This is a genomic window from Mesorhizobium sp. M1A.F.Ca.IN.022.07.1.1, assembly GCF_003997575.1.
Classification (GTDB): domain Bacteria; phylum Pseudomonadota; class Alphaproteobacteria; order Rhizobiales; family Rhizobiaceae; genus Mesorhizobium.
This window is the reverse complement of the sequence record NZ_RZST01000126.1, coordinates 1-15,087: the sequence shown is the minus strand read 5'-3', so window position 1 is coordinate 15,087 and position 15,087 is coordinate 1. Positions and strand designations below refer to the sequence as shown.

The following is a 15,087-nucleotide window of genomic DNA, read 5'->3' as shown; positions in this document are numbered from 1 at the left end:
GTCCAGCGAAGCGGGCATCGCCGCGCTGGTTGCCGAGGTGAAGGTCCGAACGGACCGGCTGCACATCCTGGTCAACAATGCCGGCATTTCCTGGGGCGCGCCGCTCGCAGAGTTTCCCTACCACGCCTGGACGAAGGTGTTGGGCGTCAACGTCACCGCCGTCTTCCACCTGACGCGCGAGCTCTTGCCGCTGCTCGATGCTGCAGCAAGCGACGATGACCCGGCCCGCGTGATCAATCTGGGCTCGGTGATGGGCACGCAGCCGCTGGCCGACGACGCCTATTCCTACACCGCCTCCAAGGCTGCCGTGCATCACCTGACGCGCACGCTGGCGATCGAATTCGCCGCCCGCCGCATCACCGTCAACGCCTTTGCGCCCGGTCCCTTCCAGAGTCGGATGACGGCCTTTGCCACCGCCACGGAGGAGCAGGCGAAACGTGTCGGCAGCCATGTTCCGCTCGGCCGCATCGGCGTGGCGGATGACATTGCCGGCGCAACGCTCTATTTGTGCAGCCGTGCCGGAAGCTATGTCACCGGCGCCATCCTGCCGATCGACGGCGGCCAGTCGGTGCAGCACGGGATGACATTGTTCAAGGAGTAGGACGCCCGGTTCAAGCAATCGCGATCGGGCGGGGTGCGGAGGACATCAGCGTGGAACCGATCAGTCTCGATACGCTTCTGGCCAGCGTCGGCAAGGAAGTCGGCGTGTCGCCCTGGCGCACGGTGACGCAGCGCATGATCGATCAGTTCGCCGACGCCACCGACGATCACCAGTTCATCCATTGCGATCCGGAACGGGCCGCGCGCGAGACGCCGTTCGGCGGCACCATCGCGCACGGCTTCCTGTCGCTGTCGCTGCTGTCGGCCATGACCTTCGAGACCATGCCGCCGATCGAAAACACCAAGATGGGCGTCAATCACGGCTTCGACACGCTGCGCTTCCTGGCGCCGGTGAAGACCGGCTCGCGCATCCGCACCCATTTCGTGCTGGCCGACGTCAAGGTGCGGCCTTCCGGATGGGTGCAGACGGCGCACGACGTCACCATCGAGATCGAAGGATCGAAGAAGCCGGCGCTCACCGCGCGCTGGCTGACCCTGACGCTGATCGAGCGCCAGCCCGAGACCGCATGAGCGGCGACGCCAACGCGCTCGACCAAGCAGCGCTTGCGCCTTATCTCGAAGCGCATGTCCCTGGTTTTTCCAAGCTTTGCGCGGCCGAAAAATTCAAGTCCGGACAGTCGAACCCGACCTATCTGCTGACCGCCGCCAGCGGCCGCTACGTGCTGCGCGCCAAGCCGCCGGGGCAGTTGCTGAAATCGGCACATCAGGTCGACCGCGAATTCCGGGTCATGCAGGCGCTGAGCACGACCTCCGTGCCGGTGCCGCGCATGCTCCATCTTTCAGGCGAGATGACGCCGATCGGCCGCATGTTCTACGTCATGGAGTTCCTCGACGGGCGCATCTTCTGGGATCCGTCGCTGCCGGATACATCCGGCAATGACGAGCGTGCCGCGATCTACGACGCCATGAATGCGACCCTCGCCGCCCTGCACCAAGTCGATGTCGAGGCTGTGGGCTTAGGCGATTTCGGCAAGCCCGGCAGCTATTTCCAGCGCCAGTTCGCGCGCTGGACAAGTCAGTACCGCGCCTCCGAGACCGAAAGCATAGCCGCTATGGATCGGCTGATGACCTGGCTGGAGACGCATATGCCGGCCGATGACGGCCGGGTCTCGCTGGTGCATGGCGACTACCGATTGGACAATATGATTTTCGCCAAGGACGAGCCGAAGGTCATCGCCGTGCTCGACTGGGAACTGTCGACGCTTGGCCATCCTTTTGCCGACCTCGCCTATCAATGCATGCAATGGCGGCTGCCGCATGCGTCGGGCTTTCGCGGCCTAGACGGCATCGACCGCGCCTCGATCGGCCTGCCGTCCGAGGAGGCCTATGTCGCCGCCTATTGCCGCCGGCGCGGCATCGACGGCATCGGCAACTGGACCTTCTTCCTCGCCTTCTCCTTCTTCCGCCTGGCGGCGATCTGCCAGGGTGTCTACCGCCGCGCGCTGGACGGCAATGCCTCCAACCCGGAAAAGGCCAGGACCTATGGCGAGGCGGTGAAGCTGCTCGCCGCGCTGGCGGTGGAACTGATTGACAAGAAAAGTTGAGGGAGCCAAGCCGGGGCCGTTTCGATGGAGCGACGGTGTTTTAGCCGGTGCGACAGGCGGCCTCGGCAGCGGCGCGGCTAAAGCCTTCGCCACTGAGGGCGAGCGGCCATGCGCTGGCGCTGGACGGCGGCATTAGCGCGATCTAGTTCGGAAAAAGTGGGTAGCGGCTTTCCTGTTCGGAATTAAGTAGGAACAAAGCGTTAGGGCGTATCTTGGGGAACCAGGCCGCTCCCTTGTCCGTTTCCGTACAGCGTATATAATTTTGTCAGGCAACCAACCATAAAGGCAGGCGGAAATTGCCGCTGAGCGTTCAGAAACGCCGCGAGAAACAGAAAGCCGAGCTTCGTTCCGAACTGGTCGACGCAGCTCACAAGCTTGTGCAGGAAGAGGGCTACGAAGGGCTTACCATTCGCAAGCTTGCCAAGCGGGTCGGCTACGCGCCGATGTCGGTCTATTCCTATTTTGCCGATAAGCAGGACATCCTGTTCGCGCTCGCCGAGGACGCGTTCGAAACGCTTGCCCGCCGCATCGAGGAGCACCCGGCAGACGATCCCGTTGAGGCGCTGCGGGCTGTGATGACCGAGTATGCCGCCTTCGGGCTCGGCAATCCCAATGAATACCGCACCGTCTTCATGACAGAGAAGACCCGGCTGCCGGAAGGCCGGAGCTACGAGGACATGGAACGGGGCAATCCGGCGATGAAGGTGCTGACCAGCAGGGTCGAGGCCTGCGTCGCAGCCGGCAAGCTCAAAGGCGACCCTCGCGCCATAGCCACCATGCTGTGGACCGTTGGCCACGGCACGATCTCGCTGCTGATCACCTTTCCCTTCTATCCGTTCGGCGACCCCCAGGCCTATGTGAAGCGGATGTGCGACTTCATGCTGGCCTCGTTGTCGGCGCAAGACATACCCCCGCTCACCGAAACACCGGTCAACTGCTGACCGGCTTCGCCGGCTTGACACAACGCCGGTCGCTTGATTTGCGACGCCGGTTACTCGGTTTAAGCTAATTTGTCGTACGCGTACAAATTCCCTCTTGAATTCAGCCTCCATTAACCGTATATGTACGTTGTGTCGTACATGTACGATTGGAGACGGAAAGATGAAAAAGACAATCCTCGCGCTCGCTGCCTTGCTGGCTTTCTCGGGCGCCGCTTTCGCTGGCGGGAGCCAGCCGGCCAAGCACGCCCCTGCGGCCTGCACCCAGACTCACACCAATCAGGCGCTCGACTGCGCCGCGACCGGCTCGGTGGAAAAGCCCGATGCCGCCAACACTCAGACGACCAACGGCCCGCGGCTCGGTATCGACGTGAACCCTTGGTTCGTGCCGGGCCTCTAATCAGCGCCAAATCGCAAACGAAACCGGCGGCGCTTGGCCGCCCGTTTTCGTTTCGCCTGAAGCCCGATTTGACTGCGGCGGCGCTCTACTTCTTGTGCGACTTCATTCCAGGCAAGGTCTTGGCCCTGCCAGGCTTTGCCGGCCCGCCGGGGATGGTGGTGCTGGTAATCGACACCGGATCGCTGGCCGGGAAGGTGTCCTCGAGGCCTTCCTCGAGCTCTTCTTCCTCGATCTCGCGATCCCGCTCCAGCGAACGGACCGCCTCTGACTTCTTGGGCGACTTCGGCGCAGACTTGGACGGCATCGGCAGTCTCCTCGCAAGCCGCAGAAACGGCCCGGACCGGTGAAGGCTCCCCGAGGCCGGCCCTTCGGACCGGTTGGCGCAGGATCAGTTCGCCGCGTCGCTCGCCGCTTCCGACAGCAAAGTAAATACATAGTCCGAGAAGGAACGCCAGCATTCCACCCGGAACGTGTCTTCAGCGGTACGCAGCAGCACGATCTCGGACTTGCCGAGAATGGTGCGCGATGCTGCCCCGACCGGGAAGGCCTCGAGCGACAGGTCCTGTGGGCAACCGGAACTGACCGTCACCGCGGCCGCCGGCCCGGCAACCGAGATCGCCACATTGCGATGCGAGATGCCGACCGCGGAGTGCAGCGCCGAAACCTTGGCGCAGTCGGCCAGCGGATCGTTGCCGGCATCGTCGATGACCAGCCATTCGTCCGGCCCGAGCCATAAGGCGGTGCGCCCGCCTTTCGCCGCCGAGGTCTTCGGCTTCGACGGCAGCGTCACGCCGAGCGCCTTGGAGAGCGCGGCGACGGAAGCTTCGGGCGCGCGCAGCGAGATGCGTTCGGCCGGCGGTAGGATCTCGACCTTGACGCCCGGCGCCGACACCGCGCGCCCGGCAAGTGCCGGACGCCGTTCGGCGGCAGCTGAAGCGTCGGCGGCTTTTGTCTTGGCGGTAGCCTTAGCCATTGAGGCGCTCCCCCTTTTCGTCGACGAACACCATGCCGGTGACCTCCACCTCGATCGTGCCGTTCGGCATCGGCACATAGAGCGTCTGGCCCATGCGATCACGGCCGCCGGCGACCAGCGCCAGCGCGATCGAGCGCCCGCAGTTCTCCGACCAGTAGCTGGAGGTGACGTGGCCGATCATCTTCATCGGGATCGCCTGTTTCGGATCCTCGACGATCTGCGCGCCTTCTTCCAACACGACCTTCGGATCCTTGGCCTTCAGGCCGACCAGTTGCTTGCGGCCCTTGGCGACGAGATCCGCGCGCATCATGCCGCGGATGCCGACGAAGTCGGTCTTCTTCTTGCCGACCGCCCAGTCGAGACCGGCATCGTTCGGCGTCACCGTGCCGTCCGTATCCTGGCCGACGATGATGTAGCCCTTTTCGGCGCGCAGCACGTGCATCGTTTCGGTGCCGTAAGCGGTCGCGCCATGCTTCTGGCCTTCGGCCCACAGCGCTTCCCACACCGCTTCGCCATAGTCGGCCGGCACGTTGACCTCGAAGCCGCGCTCGCCGGTGAAAGACATGCGGAACAGCCGCGTCGGCACGCCGCAGATCTTACCTTCTCGCACCGACATATGCGGCAGTGCCTCGTCCGACATGTCGATGCCTTCGACCAAAGGCTCGATGATCTTCCGCGCGCTCGGCCCCTGCACGGCGATCACCGCCCATTGCTCGGTGATCGAGGTCAGCCAGACATTGAGATGCGGGAACTCGGTCTGTAGATAATCCTCCATGTGATGCATGACACGCGGCGCGCCGCCGGTGGTCGTCGTCACATGGAAGCGGTCCGGCGCCAGCCTGCCGACGACGCCGTCATCATAGATGAAGCCGTCCTCGCGCAGCATGATGCCGTAGCGGCAGCGGCCGGGCTCCAGCTTCTCCCACGGGTTGGTGTAGAGCAGCTCCATGAACTTCGCCGCATCCGGCCCGACCACCTCGATCTTGCCGAGCGTGGAGGCGTCGAACAGGCCGGCCGCTTTGCGCACCGTCACGCATTCGCGGTTGACAGCGGCGTGCATGTCCTCGCCGGCTTTTGGGAAATACCAGGCGCGCTTCCACTGGCCGACATCCTCGAACACGGCACCTTGGGCGGCCGCCCAGCCATGCGTCGCCGTGCGGCGCGTCGGGTCGAACAGCGCGCCACGCGCATGGCCGACGATCGAGCCGAAGGTGACCGGGGTATAGGGCGCGCGGAACGTGGTGAGACCGACCTGCGGGATCGGCTTGCTGAGCGTCTCGGCGGCGATCGCCAGGCCGTGCATGTTCGACGTCTTACCCTGGTCGGTCGCCATGCCGTTGGTGGTGAAGCGCTTGACGTGCTCGATCGAGTGCATGCCCTCATGCACCGCCTGGCGAATGTCCTTGGCGGTGACATCGTTCTGAAAATCGACGAAGGCCTTGACCGTGGTGCCCGGCCCGGCGCCGGGCGCAGCGCCAAGCATGCCGCGTGACCAGCTTTCACTGGCATCGACCTTTGGCTTGGCGCCCTTGCCCATCTTGCCGCTGGAATCCTTGCCGCCGGCGTCCCTTGCCGCCTGGGCGCCTGCCGCATAGGCCTCGTCGACCGTTGCCTCCAAACCGTCCGTGCCGTTGCAGGCGCCGACCGAGACGCAGTCCTGCGCATAGGTCCCCGGCACGAAGCGTCGCGCCTCCTCGTTGAAGGCGACTTTGCCGCGCGACTGCGAGAACAGATGCACCGACGGCGTCCAGCCGGCGGACATCAGGATGGCGTCGACCGCGATCCTGCGCTCGCCGCCGCCGTTCTTCGGCTGCACCGTCATCGACGATACGCGCAGCTTGCCGCCGGCGCTAACCACAGCGCGACCGAAATTGATCTCGATGCCGAGGCTCCTCGCTTCGTCGATCACCGCCCCCGACGGGTTGTCGCGCAGGTCGACGATGGCAGCGACATTGACGCCGGCCTTCCTCAGGTCGATCGCGGCCGCGTAGGCCGAGTCGTTTGCCGTATAGACGCCGACATTCCTACCGACCGCCACGCCATAGTGGTTGAGGTAGGTGCGCGCCGCCGATGCCAGCATGACGCCCGGCCGGTCGTTGTTGGCGAACACCATGTGCCGCTCGATGGCGCCGGTCGCGAGCACGACCCGCTTGGCGCGAACCTGCCACAGGCGCTCGCGCGCCAGCTCCCGGCCGGGGCTCTTGAGATGGTCGCTGACCCGCTCGACCAGGCCGACGAAGTTCTGCGCGTAGTACCCGAAAGCTGTCGTGCGCGACAGCACTCGGACATTGTCCATCGCCTTGAGTTTGGCGATCGCGGCTTGTGCCCAGGCAAAGCCGTCCTCGCCATCGATCCTGGCGCCGCTCTCGAAGCGCAGGCTGCCGCCGAATTCGGCCTGCTCGTCGGCGAGGATCACCCGCACGCCGGTTTCGGCTGCGGCAAGCGCCGCAGTGATGCCGGCCGCACCGCCGCCCAGCACCAGCACGTCGCAATGCGCGTAGCGCGCCGCATAATGGTCGGGATCCGGCCGGTCGGGGGAAACGCCAAGGCCGGCCGTCGCGCGGATCTTCGGCTCATAGAAGTTCAACCAGGCCGACTTCGGCCACATGAAGGTCTTGTAGTAGAAGCCGGCCGAGAACATCGGCGAGGCAATGTCGTTGACCGCGCCGACATCGAAGGCGAGCGAGGGCCAGCGGTTCTGCGAATGGGCGGTCAGCCCGTCATAGAGCTCCTGCACGGTCGCCCGCACATTCGGCGTCTTGCGCGCGTCGTCGCGCACGATCTGCACCAGCGCGTTGGGTTCTTCCGCGCCGGCCGAGAGGAAGCCGCGCGGCCGGTGGTACTTGAAGGAGCGGCCGACGAGATGCACGCCGTTGGCGAGCAGCGCCGAGGCCAGCGTGTCGCCCTCGATCCCGATATACTGCTTGCCGTCGAAGCTGAACGAGGCGGTCTTCGCCTGGCTGAGACGCCCGGCGCCGGAAATGCGGAAGGCGGCGTTCATTTCGAGGCTCCAGGCAGCTTCGCAGGCTTCGGCTCGCCGGCCTTGTAGGTCATGACGAACTTGTCGGTCACGGTGTCGCGCACGGCGTTGAAAAAGCGCGCGCAGCCATGGATGTGCCGCCAGCGCTCATAGATCACGCCCTTGGGGTTCGAGCGGATGAAGAAGAATTTCTCGAAATCGTCGTCGCTCTCGGCGGCAATGTTGGTCGGGCGCGCAATATGCGCCTCGCCAGCATTGCGGAACTCGAGTTCCGGGCGCTCTTCCTCGCAATAGGGACAGCGGATGAGAAGCATCTAGGTTGATCCTACAATTCGCCATGGCTGACGCGGGCGCCGGCCGGTTGATCGCAAAGCTTCTGGCAGGCCATCTCGGCCATCATCAATGCGCCACCGCCGCCGCCGCCGCTTCGTCGATGAGACGGCCGGTGCGGAAGCGCTCGAGCGTGAAGGGCGCGTTGATCGGGTGCGGGTCGTCCCTGGCGATGGTGTGGGCAAAGACGTTGCCCGAACCTGGCGTCGCCTTGAAGCCGCCGGTGCCCCAGCCGCAATTGACATAGAGGCCCTTGACCGGCGTCTTAGCCAGGATCGGCGAGCGGTCGGGGGTCACGTCGACGATGCCGCCCCAGGAGCGCAGCATCTTCATGCGGGTGAAGATCGGGAACATCTCGCAGATGGCGTCGAGCGTGTGCTGCAGGATGTGCAGGCCGCCGGTTTGCGAATAGGAGATATACTGGTCGGTGCCGGCGCCGATGACCAGCTCGCCCTTGTCCGACTGCGAGATATAGGCGTGCACCGTGTTCGACATGATGACGCATGGCACCACCGGCTTGACCGGCTCCGAGACCAGCGCCTGCAACGGATAACTCTCCAACGGCATGCGCACGCCGGCCATATCCATGATGACCGACGAATGGCCGGCAGCGACGACGCCGACCTTCTTGGCGCCGATGAAGCCGCGCGTCGTCTCGACGCCGGTGACCGCGCCGTTGGCCGCACGCTTGACGCCGGTGACCTCGCAGTTCTGGATGATGTGCACGCCGCGCGCCGAGGCGCCGCGCGCATAACCCCAGGCGACCGCATCGTGGCGGGCCGTGCCGCCGCGGCGCTGCAGCGCGGCACCCATGACCGGATAGCGCGCCTCCTTGGAAATGTTGAGCGGCGGACAGAACTCCTTCGCCTGTTCCGGCGTCAGCCACTCATTGTCGATGCCGTTGAGGCGGTTGGCATGGATGTGGCGCTTGAACACCTGAACGTCATGCACATTGTGCGCGAGCATCATGACGCCGCGCGCCGAATACATGACGTTGTAGTTGAGCTCCTGGCTCAGTCCGTCCCACAACTTCAGCGCATGGTCGTAGATGCTGGCGCTTTCGTCATAGAGATAGTTGGAGCGGATGATGGTGGTGTTGCGACCGGTGTTGCCGCCGCCGAGCCAGCCCTTTTCCAGCACCGCGACATTGGTGATGCCGTGCTCGGTCGCCAGATAATAGGCGGTGGCCAGGCCGTGGCCGCCGGCGCCGACGATGATGACGTCGTATTCCTTCTTCGGCTCGGGTGAGGTCCATTGCTCTTCCCAGCCCTTGTGGCCGCGCATCGCCTCGCGGGCAATGGCGAATACGGAGTATTTCTTCACGTTCAGCCTCGCGCCAAAAATCGCGGATCTCGGCCGGGCATTCCCCGGCGCGCGTGGTGTATCACTAGCGAAAGCGTGCAGTCACCCTTGCGCTGTTTGCGACGGCGCTTGCCGTTTTGCGCCGCGGCTGCGCGGCGCATGCCCGACAACTTGCATTCCGATCGGCAAGTCAGCTTTCGGGTGGCTGCCGAAATGCCGATTTGCGACCAATCATCCCACCACCGGCTGGACCGGCATAGAGAAAGGATGTGAAATGTTCGCACTCACCGAAAAGGTCGCCATCGTCACCGGCGCCAGTTCCGGCATCGGCCGCGCTACGGCCAGTCTGTTCGCCGAGCAGGGCGCCAGTCTCGTCGTCGCGGCGCGCCGCCGGGCCGAACTCGATGCACTCGTCGGCGAAATCGAGACGGCCGGTGGAACCGCAATTGCACTCGCCGGCGATGTCCGAGACGAAGCCTATGCCAGGGCTCTGGTCGAGCTTGCAGTCGAAAGGTTCGGCGGCCTCGACATTGCCTTCAACAATGCCGGCGCCGTCGGCTTGATGGCGCAGGTTCCGGAGATGGCGCCGGCGACTTGGCACGACACGATCGACACCAATTTGACCAGCGCCTTCCTCGCCGCCAGGCACCAGATCCCGGCGATGCTGGAGCGCGGCGGCGGCTCGCTGATCTTCACCTCGAGCTTCGTCGGCTATACCGCCGGCATGCCGGGCATGGCCGCCTATGCCGCCGCCAAGGCGGGGCTGATCGGGCTGACGCAGGTGCTGGCCGCCGAATACGGCCCGAAAGGGCTGCGCGTCAACGCGCTGCTGCCCGGCGGCACCGACACGCCCGCAGCGACGTTCAAGACGCCGGAGTCGCGGACATTCGTCGAAAACCTGCATGCCTTGAAGCGTGTGGCCCGGCCCGAGGAGATCGCCCGCTCAGCGCTCTACCTTGCCTCGGACGCCTCAAGCTTCACCACCGGCGCGGCGCTGTTTGCCGATGGTGGCGTCTCGATCAATCGGACGTGAATCATCTGACGGTCGGCAGCCATGCTCATCCGCTGAAATCGCGCGACGGGGGCCTTGCATTCCGGTCCGTTTTGACGATTTGGTTTCCCGTCGAAAACGGATCGGAACGATGCTGCTGATCAGAACCTATGTAGCCCAGAGCGCCATCGAAGGCGTCGGCGTTTTCGCCGCCGAGCCGGTCAGGAAAGGTGCCTCCATCTGGCGGCTCGATCCCGATTTCGACCGGCTGATCCCCATGGAGAAATACGAGAAGGCGCCGCCGCATCTCAAGGAATTGCTCGACCGCTACGCCTATCCGAGCCCGGACAAGCCGGGTTTCATGGTATATGAGGTCGACAATGGCCGCTTCATGAACCATTCCGAGCGGCCGAACACGGATTTCTCCCAATATGGTGGCGCCACAGCGACCCGGGATATCGCGGCCGGCGAGGAAATCACTTGCGACTATGGCGAATTCTTTGAGGATTTCGCCCGTCTGCATCTGGCGACCGCCTAAGGCTCAGACCGGCAAGGCACGGCGCTCGGGCTTCCGATCGCGGTTTCCTGCAATCAACGGTGGACAGCACGGCCTGATTCTGCTATCAGCCGGCACAATTCGCGGTGCAGGTCACTGCGGAGGCATGCGGCTATGGGCTGCTTGCCTGAGATTTCAAACCCGAAGACAGGATTGCACGTGCAGGTACTCGTCCGCGACAACAACGTTGATCAGGCGCTTCGCGCGCTGAAGAAGAAGATGCAGCGCGAAGGTATTTTCCGCGAAATGAAGATGCGCGGTCACTACGAAAAGCCGTCCGAGAAGCGTGCCCGCGAGAAGGCGGAAGCCGTCCGCCGCGCCCGCAAGCTGGCCCGCAAGCGCGCCCAGCGCGAAGGCCTGCTGCCGATGACCCCGCGCCCGGCTCCGGCTGGTGCTGCCGGCGCATCGCGTTCGCCGCGCTGATACCGTCAATTTTTCGTCCTTTTCGAAGGATACCGAGGGTGGCGCGATGCGGAATCGCCGCCACCTTTTTGTTTATGTGTTCGAGCCGGTTCGGAGAGGGAACGGACTTGACGGCGCGGCGCCAGTGAGGACTGAGATGAACGCAATTACCGTGGAGCGCAGAACCGCTTTTCGCGGCTTCGCCCTGACGGCGGCCCTGCTTTCGGGCCTGACCCTTGCAGCATGCCAGACGGCCCCGACGGGGGAGTTCAACAGTATCGACAAGGCGCAAGGCTCGACCGAGAACATCTCCTCGCTGTCGGCTGTCATCCAGCGCAATCCTCAGGATCCCGAGGGTTACAATGTGCGCGGCTCGGCCTATGGCCGCGGCGGCCAGTACCAGGCGGCGCTCAAGGATTTCGACACCGCCATCCAGCTCAATCCGAACTTCTATCAGGCCTATTCGAACCGGGCGCTCATCCAGCGTTTCCTGGGCAACCAGCAAGCAGCGCTTGCCGACTATAACCGCTCGATCCAGATCAACGCCAATTACGACGCCGCCTATATCGGCCGCGGCAATCTCTATCGCAAGGCCGGCCGCGTCAACGACGCCTTCAACGATTTCCAGAAGGCGATCCAACTCGACACGACCGACGCCCGCGCCTACCACAATCGCGGCCTGATCTATCAGAGCCAGGGCCAGCATAAGTTCGCCATCGAGGATTTCTCGACCGCCATCTCGCTGGCGCCGGACGCAGCCGAGCCCTACAACGGCCGCGGCCTGTCCTATCTGGCCATGAATGACGAGGACAACGCCTTCGCCGACTTCAACATGGCCATCAAGCTCGACGGCAAGAACGCCGAGGCCTGGGCCAACCAGGCGCTGATCTACGAGCGACGCGGCGACAAGGAAAGGGCGGCCAAGTCCTACCGCGAAGCTGTCCACCTCGACCCGAACTACCAACCCGCCAAGGACGGCCTGTCGCGCACCTCGGCCGGCGCCAGCTGATCGGAAGCTAAGGCCGCCCGGGGGTCCGGTCGCCCGCGATGGGTCTATTGCGGCGCTGACACGCCGATGTGGCCGTTAGTCGCCAACGGCGATGTGTTGGCTCGCCATGCTCGCGCCAAGTTTTGGGCGGAACGCTCCTCGCACCTCGACCGTTTAACCGGGGCCGTTTGTTGCGAAAGGACCTTTCCGATGATCAAGACACTTGCCTGTGCCGCCGCCGCGCTTGCCGCCACGGTCCTCGCTTCTCCGGTCAGCGCCGGCACGCTCCGGCTCGGCACGCTCGATTGCACCATCGACGGGGGCACCGGTTACGTCATCACCTCCAACAAGGGCGTGTCCTGCGTCTTCCGCCCCTATCATCACGGCCCGGCCGAGCTATACACGGGCATGATCTCCAAGCTCGGCGTCGATATCGGCCGGACGCATCAAGGTCAGCTTGTCTGGGCGGTTCTCGCCGCCACCCGCCACCATGACTCGGGCGATCTCGCCGGCAGCTATTACGGCGTCAACGCGGAGGCGAGCGTCGTGACCGGTGGCGGCGCCAATCTTTTGGTCGGCGGCCTCGACGGCGCCTTCATGCTCGAGCCGCTGAGCGTCCAGGCGCAGACCGGCGTCAACCTCGCTGTTGCCGTGGCTTCGCTGGACCTCGTCCACTCCTATAAGTGAAATTTCAAATCAGTTAGCACCGATACGGCCCGGGACTCTCGCTCCGGGCCGAATTTTTAGCGCGCTGCTCGCCGATATCCCCGAAAAGCCTCTTGAGCTCAACTGCGCTTGAGGTTCTACAAGCCCTGCCGAACTGGATCTGGCGCTTCGTTCGCAATGCGGATGAGGTTGCGGAAAACAAGCGGGAGATCGACGTGACGGCAGCAGGCGGCGGCAAGGTGGCCGGCAACAAGGTGGACTGGCGAGCGCTGTGGGCAAGCGGCGACCTGGCGCGTTTCTGCTTCGTCGGTCTCGGCATCCTGCTGCATGCCACCAATGAGACTATGGTGGCGACGGTGATGCCGGCCATGGTCGGCGAGCTGGCCGGCGTGCAGCTGGTTGGCTGGTCGCTGGCGATCTATGAGCTCGGCGCCATCGTCGCGGGTGCGGCCGCCGGGCGGCTGGTGAGCTATGTCGCGCTGCGCTCCAACATGATGGTCGCCGCCCTGCTCTACGCGGCAGGCGCGCTGATCTGCGCCGTGGCACCCTCCATGCCGTTCTTCCTCGCCGGGCGGCTGGTCGAGGGACTTGGCGGCGGCGCGCTGGTGTCGCTCGCCTTCGTTTCGGTCGAGCGTCTCTTTCCGCGCAACATCTGGCCGCAGCTCTTCGGCATCATGTCGGCGATCTGGGGCGTCGCCGCCTTCAGCGGACCGATGCTCGGCGCTGTTATGACCGAGTTCCTGTCATGGCGCTGGGCCTTTGGCGTCTTCACTTTCGGCGGCGCGGCGATGGCGCTGGCGAGCTTTATCGTGCTGGACACGCCGGAGGCGACGAGGCCGCAGGCGGGCAGCGGCACGGCGCCGCCCTTTCCCTATCCGGCGCTTGCCTGTCTCGCCATCGCCGTCGTGCTGATCGCTGCCGCCGGCATTGACATCGCCCTGCTGCGCTCGTCGCTGCTGCTGGCCGTCGGGCTGATCGGCCTGGCGCTTTTCTTCCGCATCGATGCCCTCAGGCCGCGCTCGCGCCTGTTTCCGGCACCTTTGTTCTCATGGCGCTCGCCGCTTGGCTCAGGCATGACCATGGTTGCGGCCTTCTCGGTAGCGACCTGCACGTTCACCATTTACGGGCCGCTGCTGCTCACCACGCTGCACGGCATTCCGATCCTGACCACCGGCTATATCATCGCCGCCGAATCCATCGCCTGGTCGATCCTGTCGATCCTCATCGCCAATGCGCCGCTGGAACGCGAAAGACTGATCATCGTCGTCGGCGCGCTGATGATCGCCTCCGGTCTTGCCAGTTTCGCCTACGCCATCCCCGCAGGTTCGATCCCGCTGATCCTGCTCTGCGCTCTGCTGCAGGGCGGCGGCTTCGGCGTCTGCTGGCCGTTCTTGACGCGTGTCATCGTCGCTTCGGCCCGTGACGGCGAGCAGACGATCGCTTCCGCCGCCGTGCCGACCATGCAGCGGATCGGCTACGCGGTGGGCGCGGCCCTTGCCGGCATTGTGGCCAACGCCAGCGGCTTCTCGCAAGGCCTCAATCGTGACGCGGCCGCAGGCGTGGCCGGCTGGCTCTTCCTCGCCTTCGTGCCGCTTGGGATCCTTGGCTGCATCGCCGCGCTGCGGATCGCGCTGCCGCCAATGCGACCGCAGGCAGCGGCCAGCTAAACCACTGTCGCTTTCAGCCGCTCGGCAATCGATGCGGCTAGCCGTGTCGCCACCTCGTCCTTGCCCATCTCCGGCCAATCCTCGACGCCCGTGCGTGAGACGATGCGCACCTTGTTGCGATCGCCGCCCATCACGCCGGAAGGGCCGATGCCGCTCCCATGCGAGACGTCGTTGGCGACGATGAGATCGGCGCCCTTCTTCCTGAGCTTGGCCTCGGCATTGCCGATGAGGTCCTGCGTCTCGGCGGCAAAGCCGACGACAAGACCGGGCCTCTGCGCATGATGGCCGACGCCCGCCAGGATGTCGGGATTCTCGACCATCTTGAGCGACGGCGGGCCCTTCCCTGCCACCTTCTTGATCTTTTCACCGGCGGCATTCGCGGTGCGCCAGTCGGCGACGGCCGCGACGAAAACAGCCGCGTCCGCCGGCAGAAGGTTCTCGACCGCTTCCTTCATCTCGGCCGCTGTTTCCACATGCGTGGTCTTCACCCCGGCCGGATCGGCGATGTTGACCGGACCGGACACGAGCCGGACATCGGCGCCGAGCTTCGCCAGTGCCGCCGCGATCGCATGGCCCTGCTTGCCGGACGAACGGTTGGCGATGTAGCGCACCGGATCGATCGGCTCATGCGTCGGCCCCGAGGTGACGATGATCTTGCGGCCCGCAAGCGGCTGCGGCTTCTCGTCGAGCATCGCCTCGATCGCGGCCACGATTTCCAGCGGCTCGGCC

Annotated in this window: 17 protein-coding genes; 11 read left to right on the top strand and 6 right to left on the bottom strand. The window is 64.8% G+C overall.

The features are described 5' to 3' along the window. The 5 genes from EOA75_RS16075 to EOA75_RS16055 form a co-directional block, all read left to right on the top strand. Positions 1-601 (top strand): SDR family oxidoreductase (locus EOA75_RS16075; RefSeq protein ID WP_127324641.1); only part of this gene is annotated, 601 nt, incomplete at its 5' end. A gap of 44 nt (positions 602-645) precedes the next feature. Further along, positions 646-1,131 (top strand): MaoC family dehydratase, encoded by a 486-nt coding sequence (locus EOA75_RS16070; RefSeq protein WP_277816115.1) that lies wholly within the window; start codon positions 646-648, stop codon positions 1,129-1,131. After that, positions 1,128-2,165 (top strand): phosphotransferase, encoded by a 1,038-nt coding sequence (locus EOA75_RS16065; protein ID WP_127324640.1) that lies wholly within the window; start codon positions 1,128-1,130, stop codon positions 2,163-2,165. The genes EOA75_RS16070 and EOA75_RS16065 overlap by 4 nt, the downstream gene beginning before the upstream one ends. 296 nt (positions 2,166-2,461) lie before the next feature. Beyond that, a complete protein-coding gene (locus EOA75_RS16060; protein ID WP_127324639.1) occupies positions 2,462-3,106 on the top strand; it encodes a TetR/AcrR family transcriptional regulator in 645 nt (214 codons plus the stop codon). Positions 3,107-3,266: 160 nt separating this feature from the next. Next, positions 3,267-3,503, top strand: a complete 237-nt coding sequence (locus EOA75_RS16055; RefSeq protein WP_067325805.1) for a DUF680 domain-containing protein — start codon at positions 3,267-3,269, stop codon at positions 3,501-3,503. Positions 3,504-3,588: 85 nt separating this feature from the next. Here the strand turns inward: EOA75_RS16055 and EOA75_RS16050 are convergent, their stop codons facing one another. The 5 genes from EOA75_RS16050 to EOA75_RS16030 all read right to left on the bottom strand — a co-directional run bounded on the left by EOA75_RS16050 (position 3,589) and on the right by EOA75_RS16030 (position 9,109). Next, on the bottom strand, positions 3,589-3,807 hold the full coding sequence (locus tag EOA75_RS16050; protein WP_067325802.1) for a hypothetical protein: 219 nt from the start codon (positions 3,805-3,807) through the stop codon (positions 3,589-3,591). Positions 3,808-3,891: 84 nt separating this feature from the next. Next, positions 3,892-4,476: a sarcosine oxidase subunit gamma gene (locus EOA75_RS16045; protein ID WP_067325799.1), complete on the bottom strand. Its 585-nt coding sequence runs from the start codon at positions 4,474-4,476 to the stop codon at positions 3,892-3,894. Beyond that, the gene (locus tag EOA75_RS16040) at positions 4,469-7,477 is read right to left on the bottom strand and encodes a sarcosine oxidase subunit alpha (protein ID WP_127324638.1); all 3,009 of its coding nucleotides are present in this window, start codon (positions 7,475-7,477) and stop codon (positions 4,469-4,471) included. Before EOA75_RS16040 ends, EOA75_RS16045 begins: the two co-directional genes overlap by 8 nt. Further along, positions 7,474-7,770 (bottom strand): sarcosine oxidase subunit delta, encoded by a 297-nt coding sequence (locus EOA75_RS16035; RefSeq protein WP_067325793.1) that lies wholly within the window; start codon positions 7,768-7,770, stop codon positions 7,474-7,476. Before EOA75_RS16035 ends, EOA75_RS16040 begins: the two co-directional genes overlap by 4 nt. A gap of 85 nt (positions 7,771-7,855) precedes the next feature. Further along, a complete protein-coding gene (locus tag EOA75_RS16030) occupies positions 7,856-9,109 on the bottom strand; it encodes a sarcosine oxidase subunit beta (RefSeq protein ID WP_127239431.1) in 1,254 nt (417 codons plus the stop codon). A 253-nt stretch (positions 9,110-9,362) separates the two neighbouring features. Between EOA75_RS16030 and EOA75_RS16025 the strand changes: the two genes are divergently transcribed. From EOA75_RS16025 to EOA75_RS16000, 6 genes are all read left to right on the top strand, one after another. After that, positions 9,363-10,121: an SDR family oxidoreductase gene (locus tag EOA75_RS16025; protein ID WP_067325787.1), complete on the top strand. Its 759-nt coding sequence runs from the start codon at positions 9,363-9,365 to the stop codon at positions 10,119-10,121. Positions 10,122-10,230: 109 nt separating this feature from the next. Further along, positions 10,231-10,617, top strand: coding sequence for an SET domain-containing protein-lysine N-methyltransferase (locus tag EOA75_RS16020; RefSeq protein WP_095781084.1), 387 nt, complete (start codon positions 10,231-10,233; stop codon positions 10,615-10,617). A gap of 177 nt (positions 10,618-10,794) precedes the next feature. After that, a complete protein-coding gene (rpsU, locus tag EOA75_RS16015) occupies positions 10,795-11,058 on the top strand; it encodes a 30S ribosomal protein S21 (RefSeq protein ID WP_040969057.1) in 264 nt (87 codons plus the stop codon). A 136-nt stretch (positions 11,059-11,194) separates the two neighbouring features. Then, positions 11,195-12,046 carry a tetratricopeptide repeat protein gene (locus EOA75_RS16010; RefSeq protein ID WP_095826741.1) on the top strand — a complete coding sequence of 284 codons (852 nt, stop codon included), beginning with the start codon at positions 11,195-11,197 and terminating at the stop codon, positions 12,044-12,046. Between the two features lie 189 nt (positions 12,047-12,235). Then, positions 12,236-12,712, top strand: a complete 477-nt coding sequence (locus EOA75_RS16005) for a DUF992 domain-containing protein (protein ID WP_067325778.1) — start codon at positions 12,236-12,238, stop codon at positions 12,710-12,712. Between the two features lie 194 nt (positions 12,713-12,906). Further along, positions 12,907-14,358, top strand: a complete 1,452-nt coding sequence (locus EOA75_RS16000; protein WP_245466647.1) for an MFS transporter — start codon at positions 12,907-12,909, stop codon at positions 14,356-14,358. On the opposite strand, the gene EOA75_RS15995 is transcribed toward EOA75_RS16000, so the two are convergent. Continuing rightward, a partial coding sequence (locus EOA75_RS15995) for a phosphopantothenoylcysteine decarboxylase (protein WP_281058532.1) occupies positions 14,355-15,087 on the bottom strand: 733 nt, incomplete at its 5' end. The two genes, EOA75_RS16000 and EOA75_RS15995, sit on opposite strands and share 4 nt — an antisense overlap.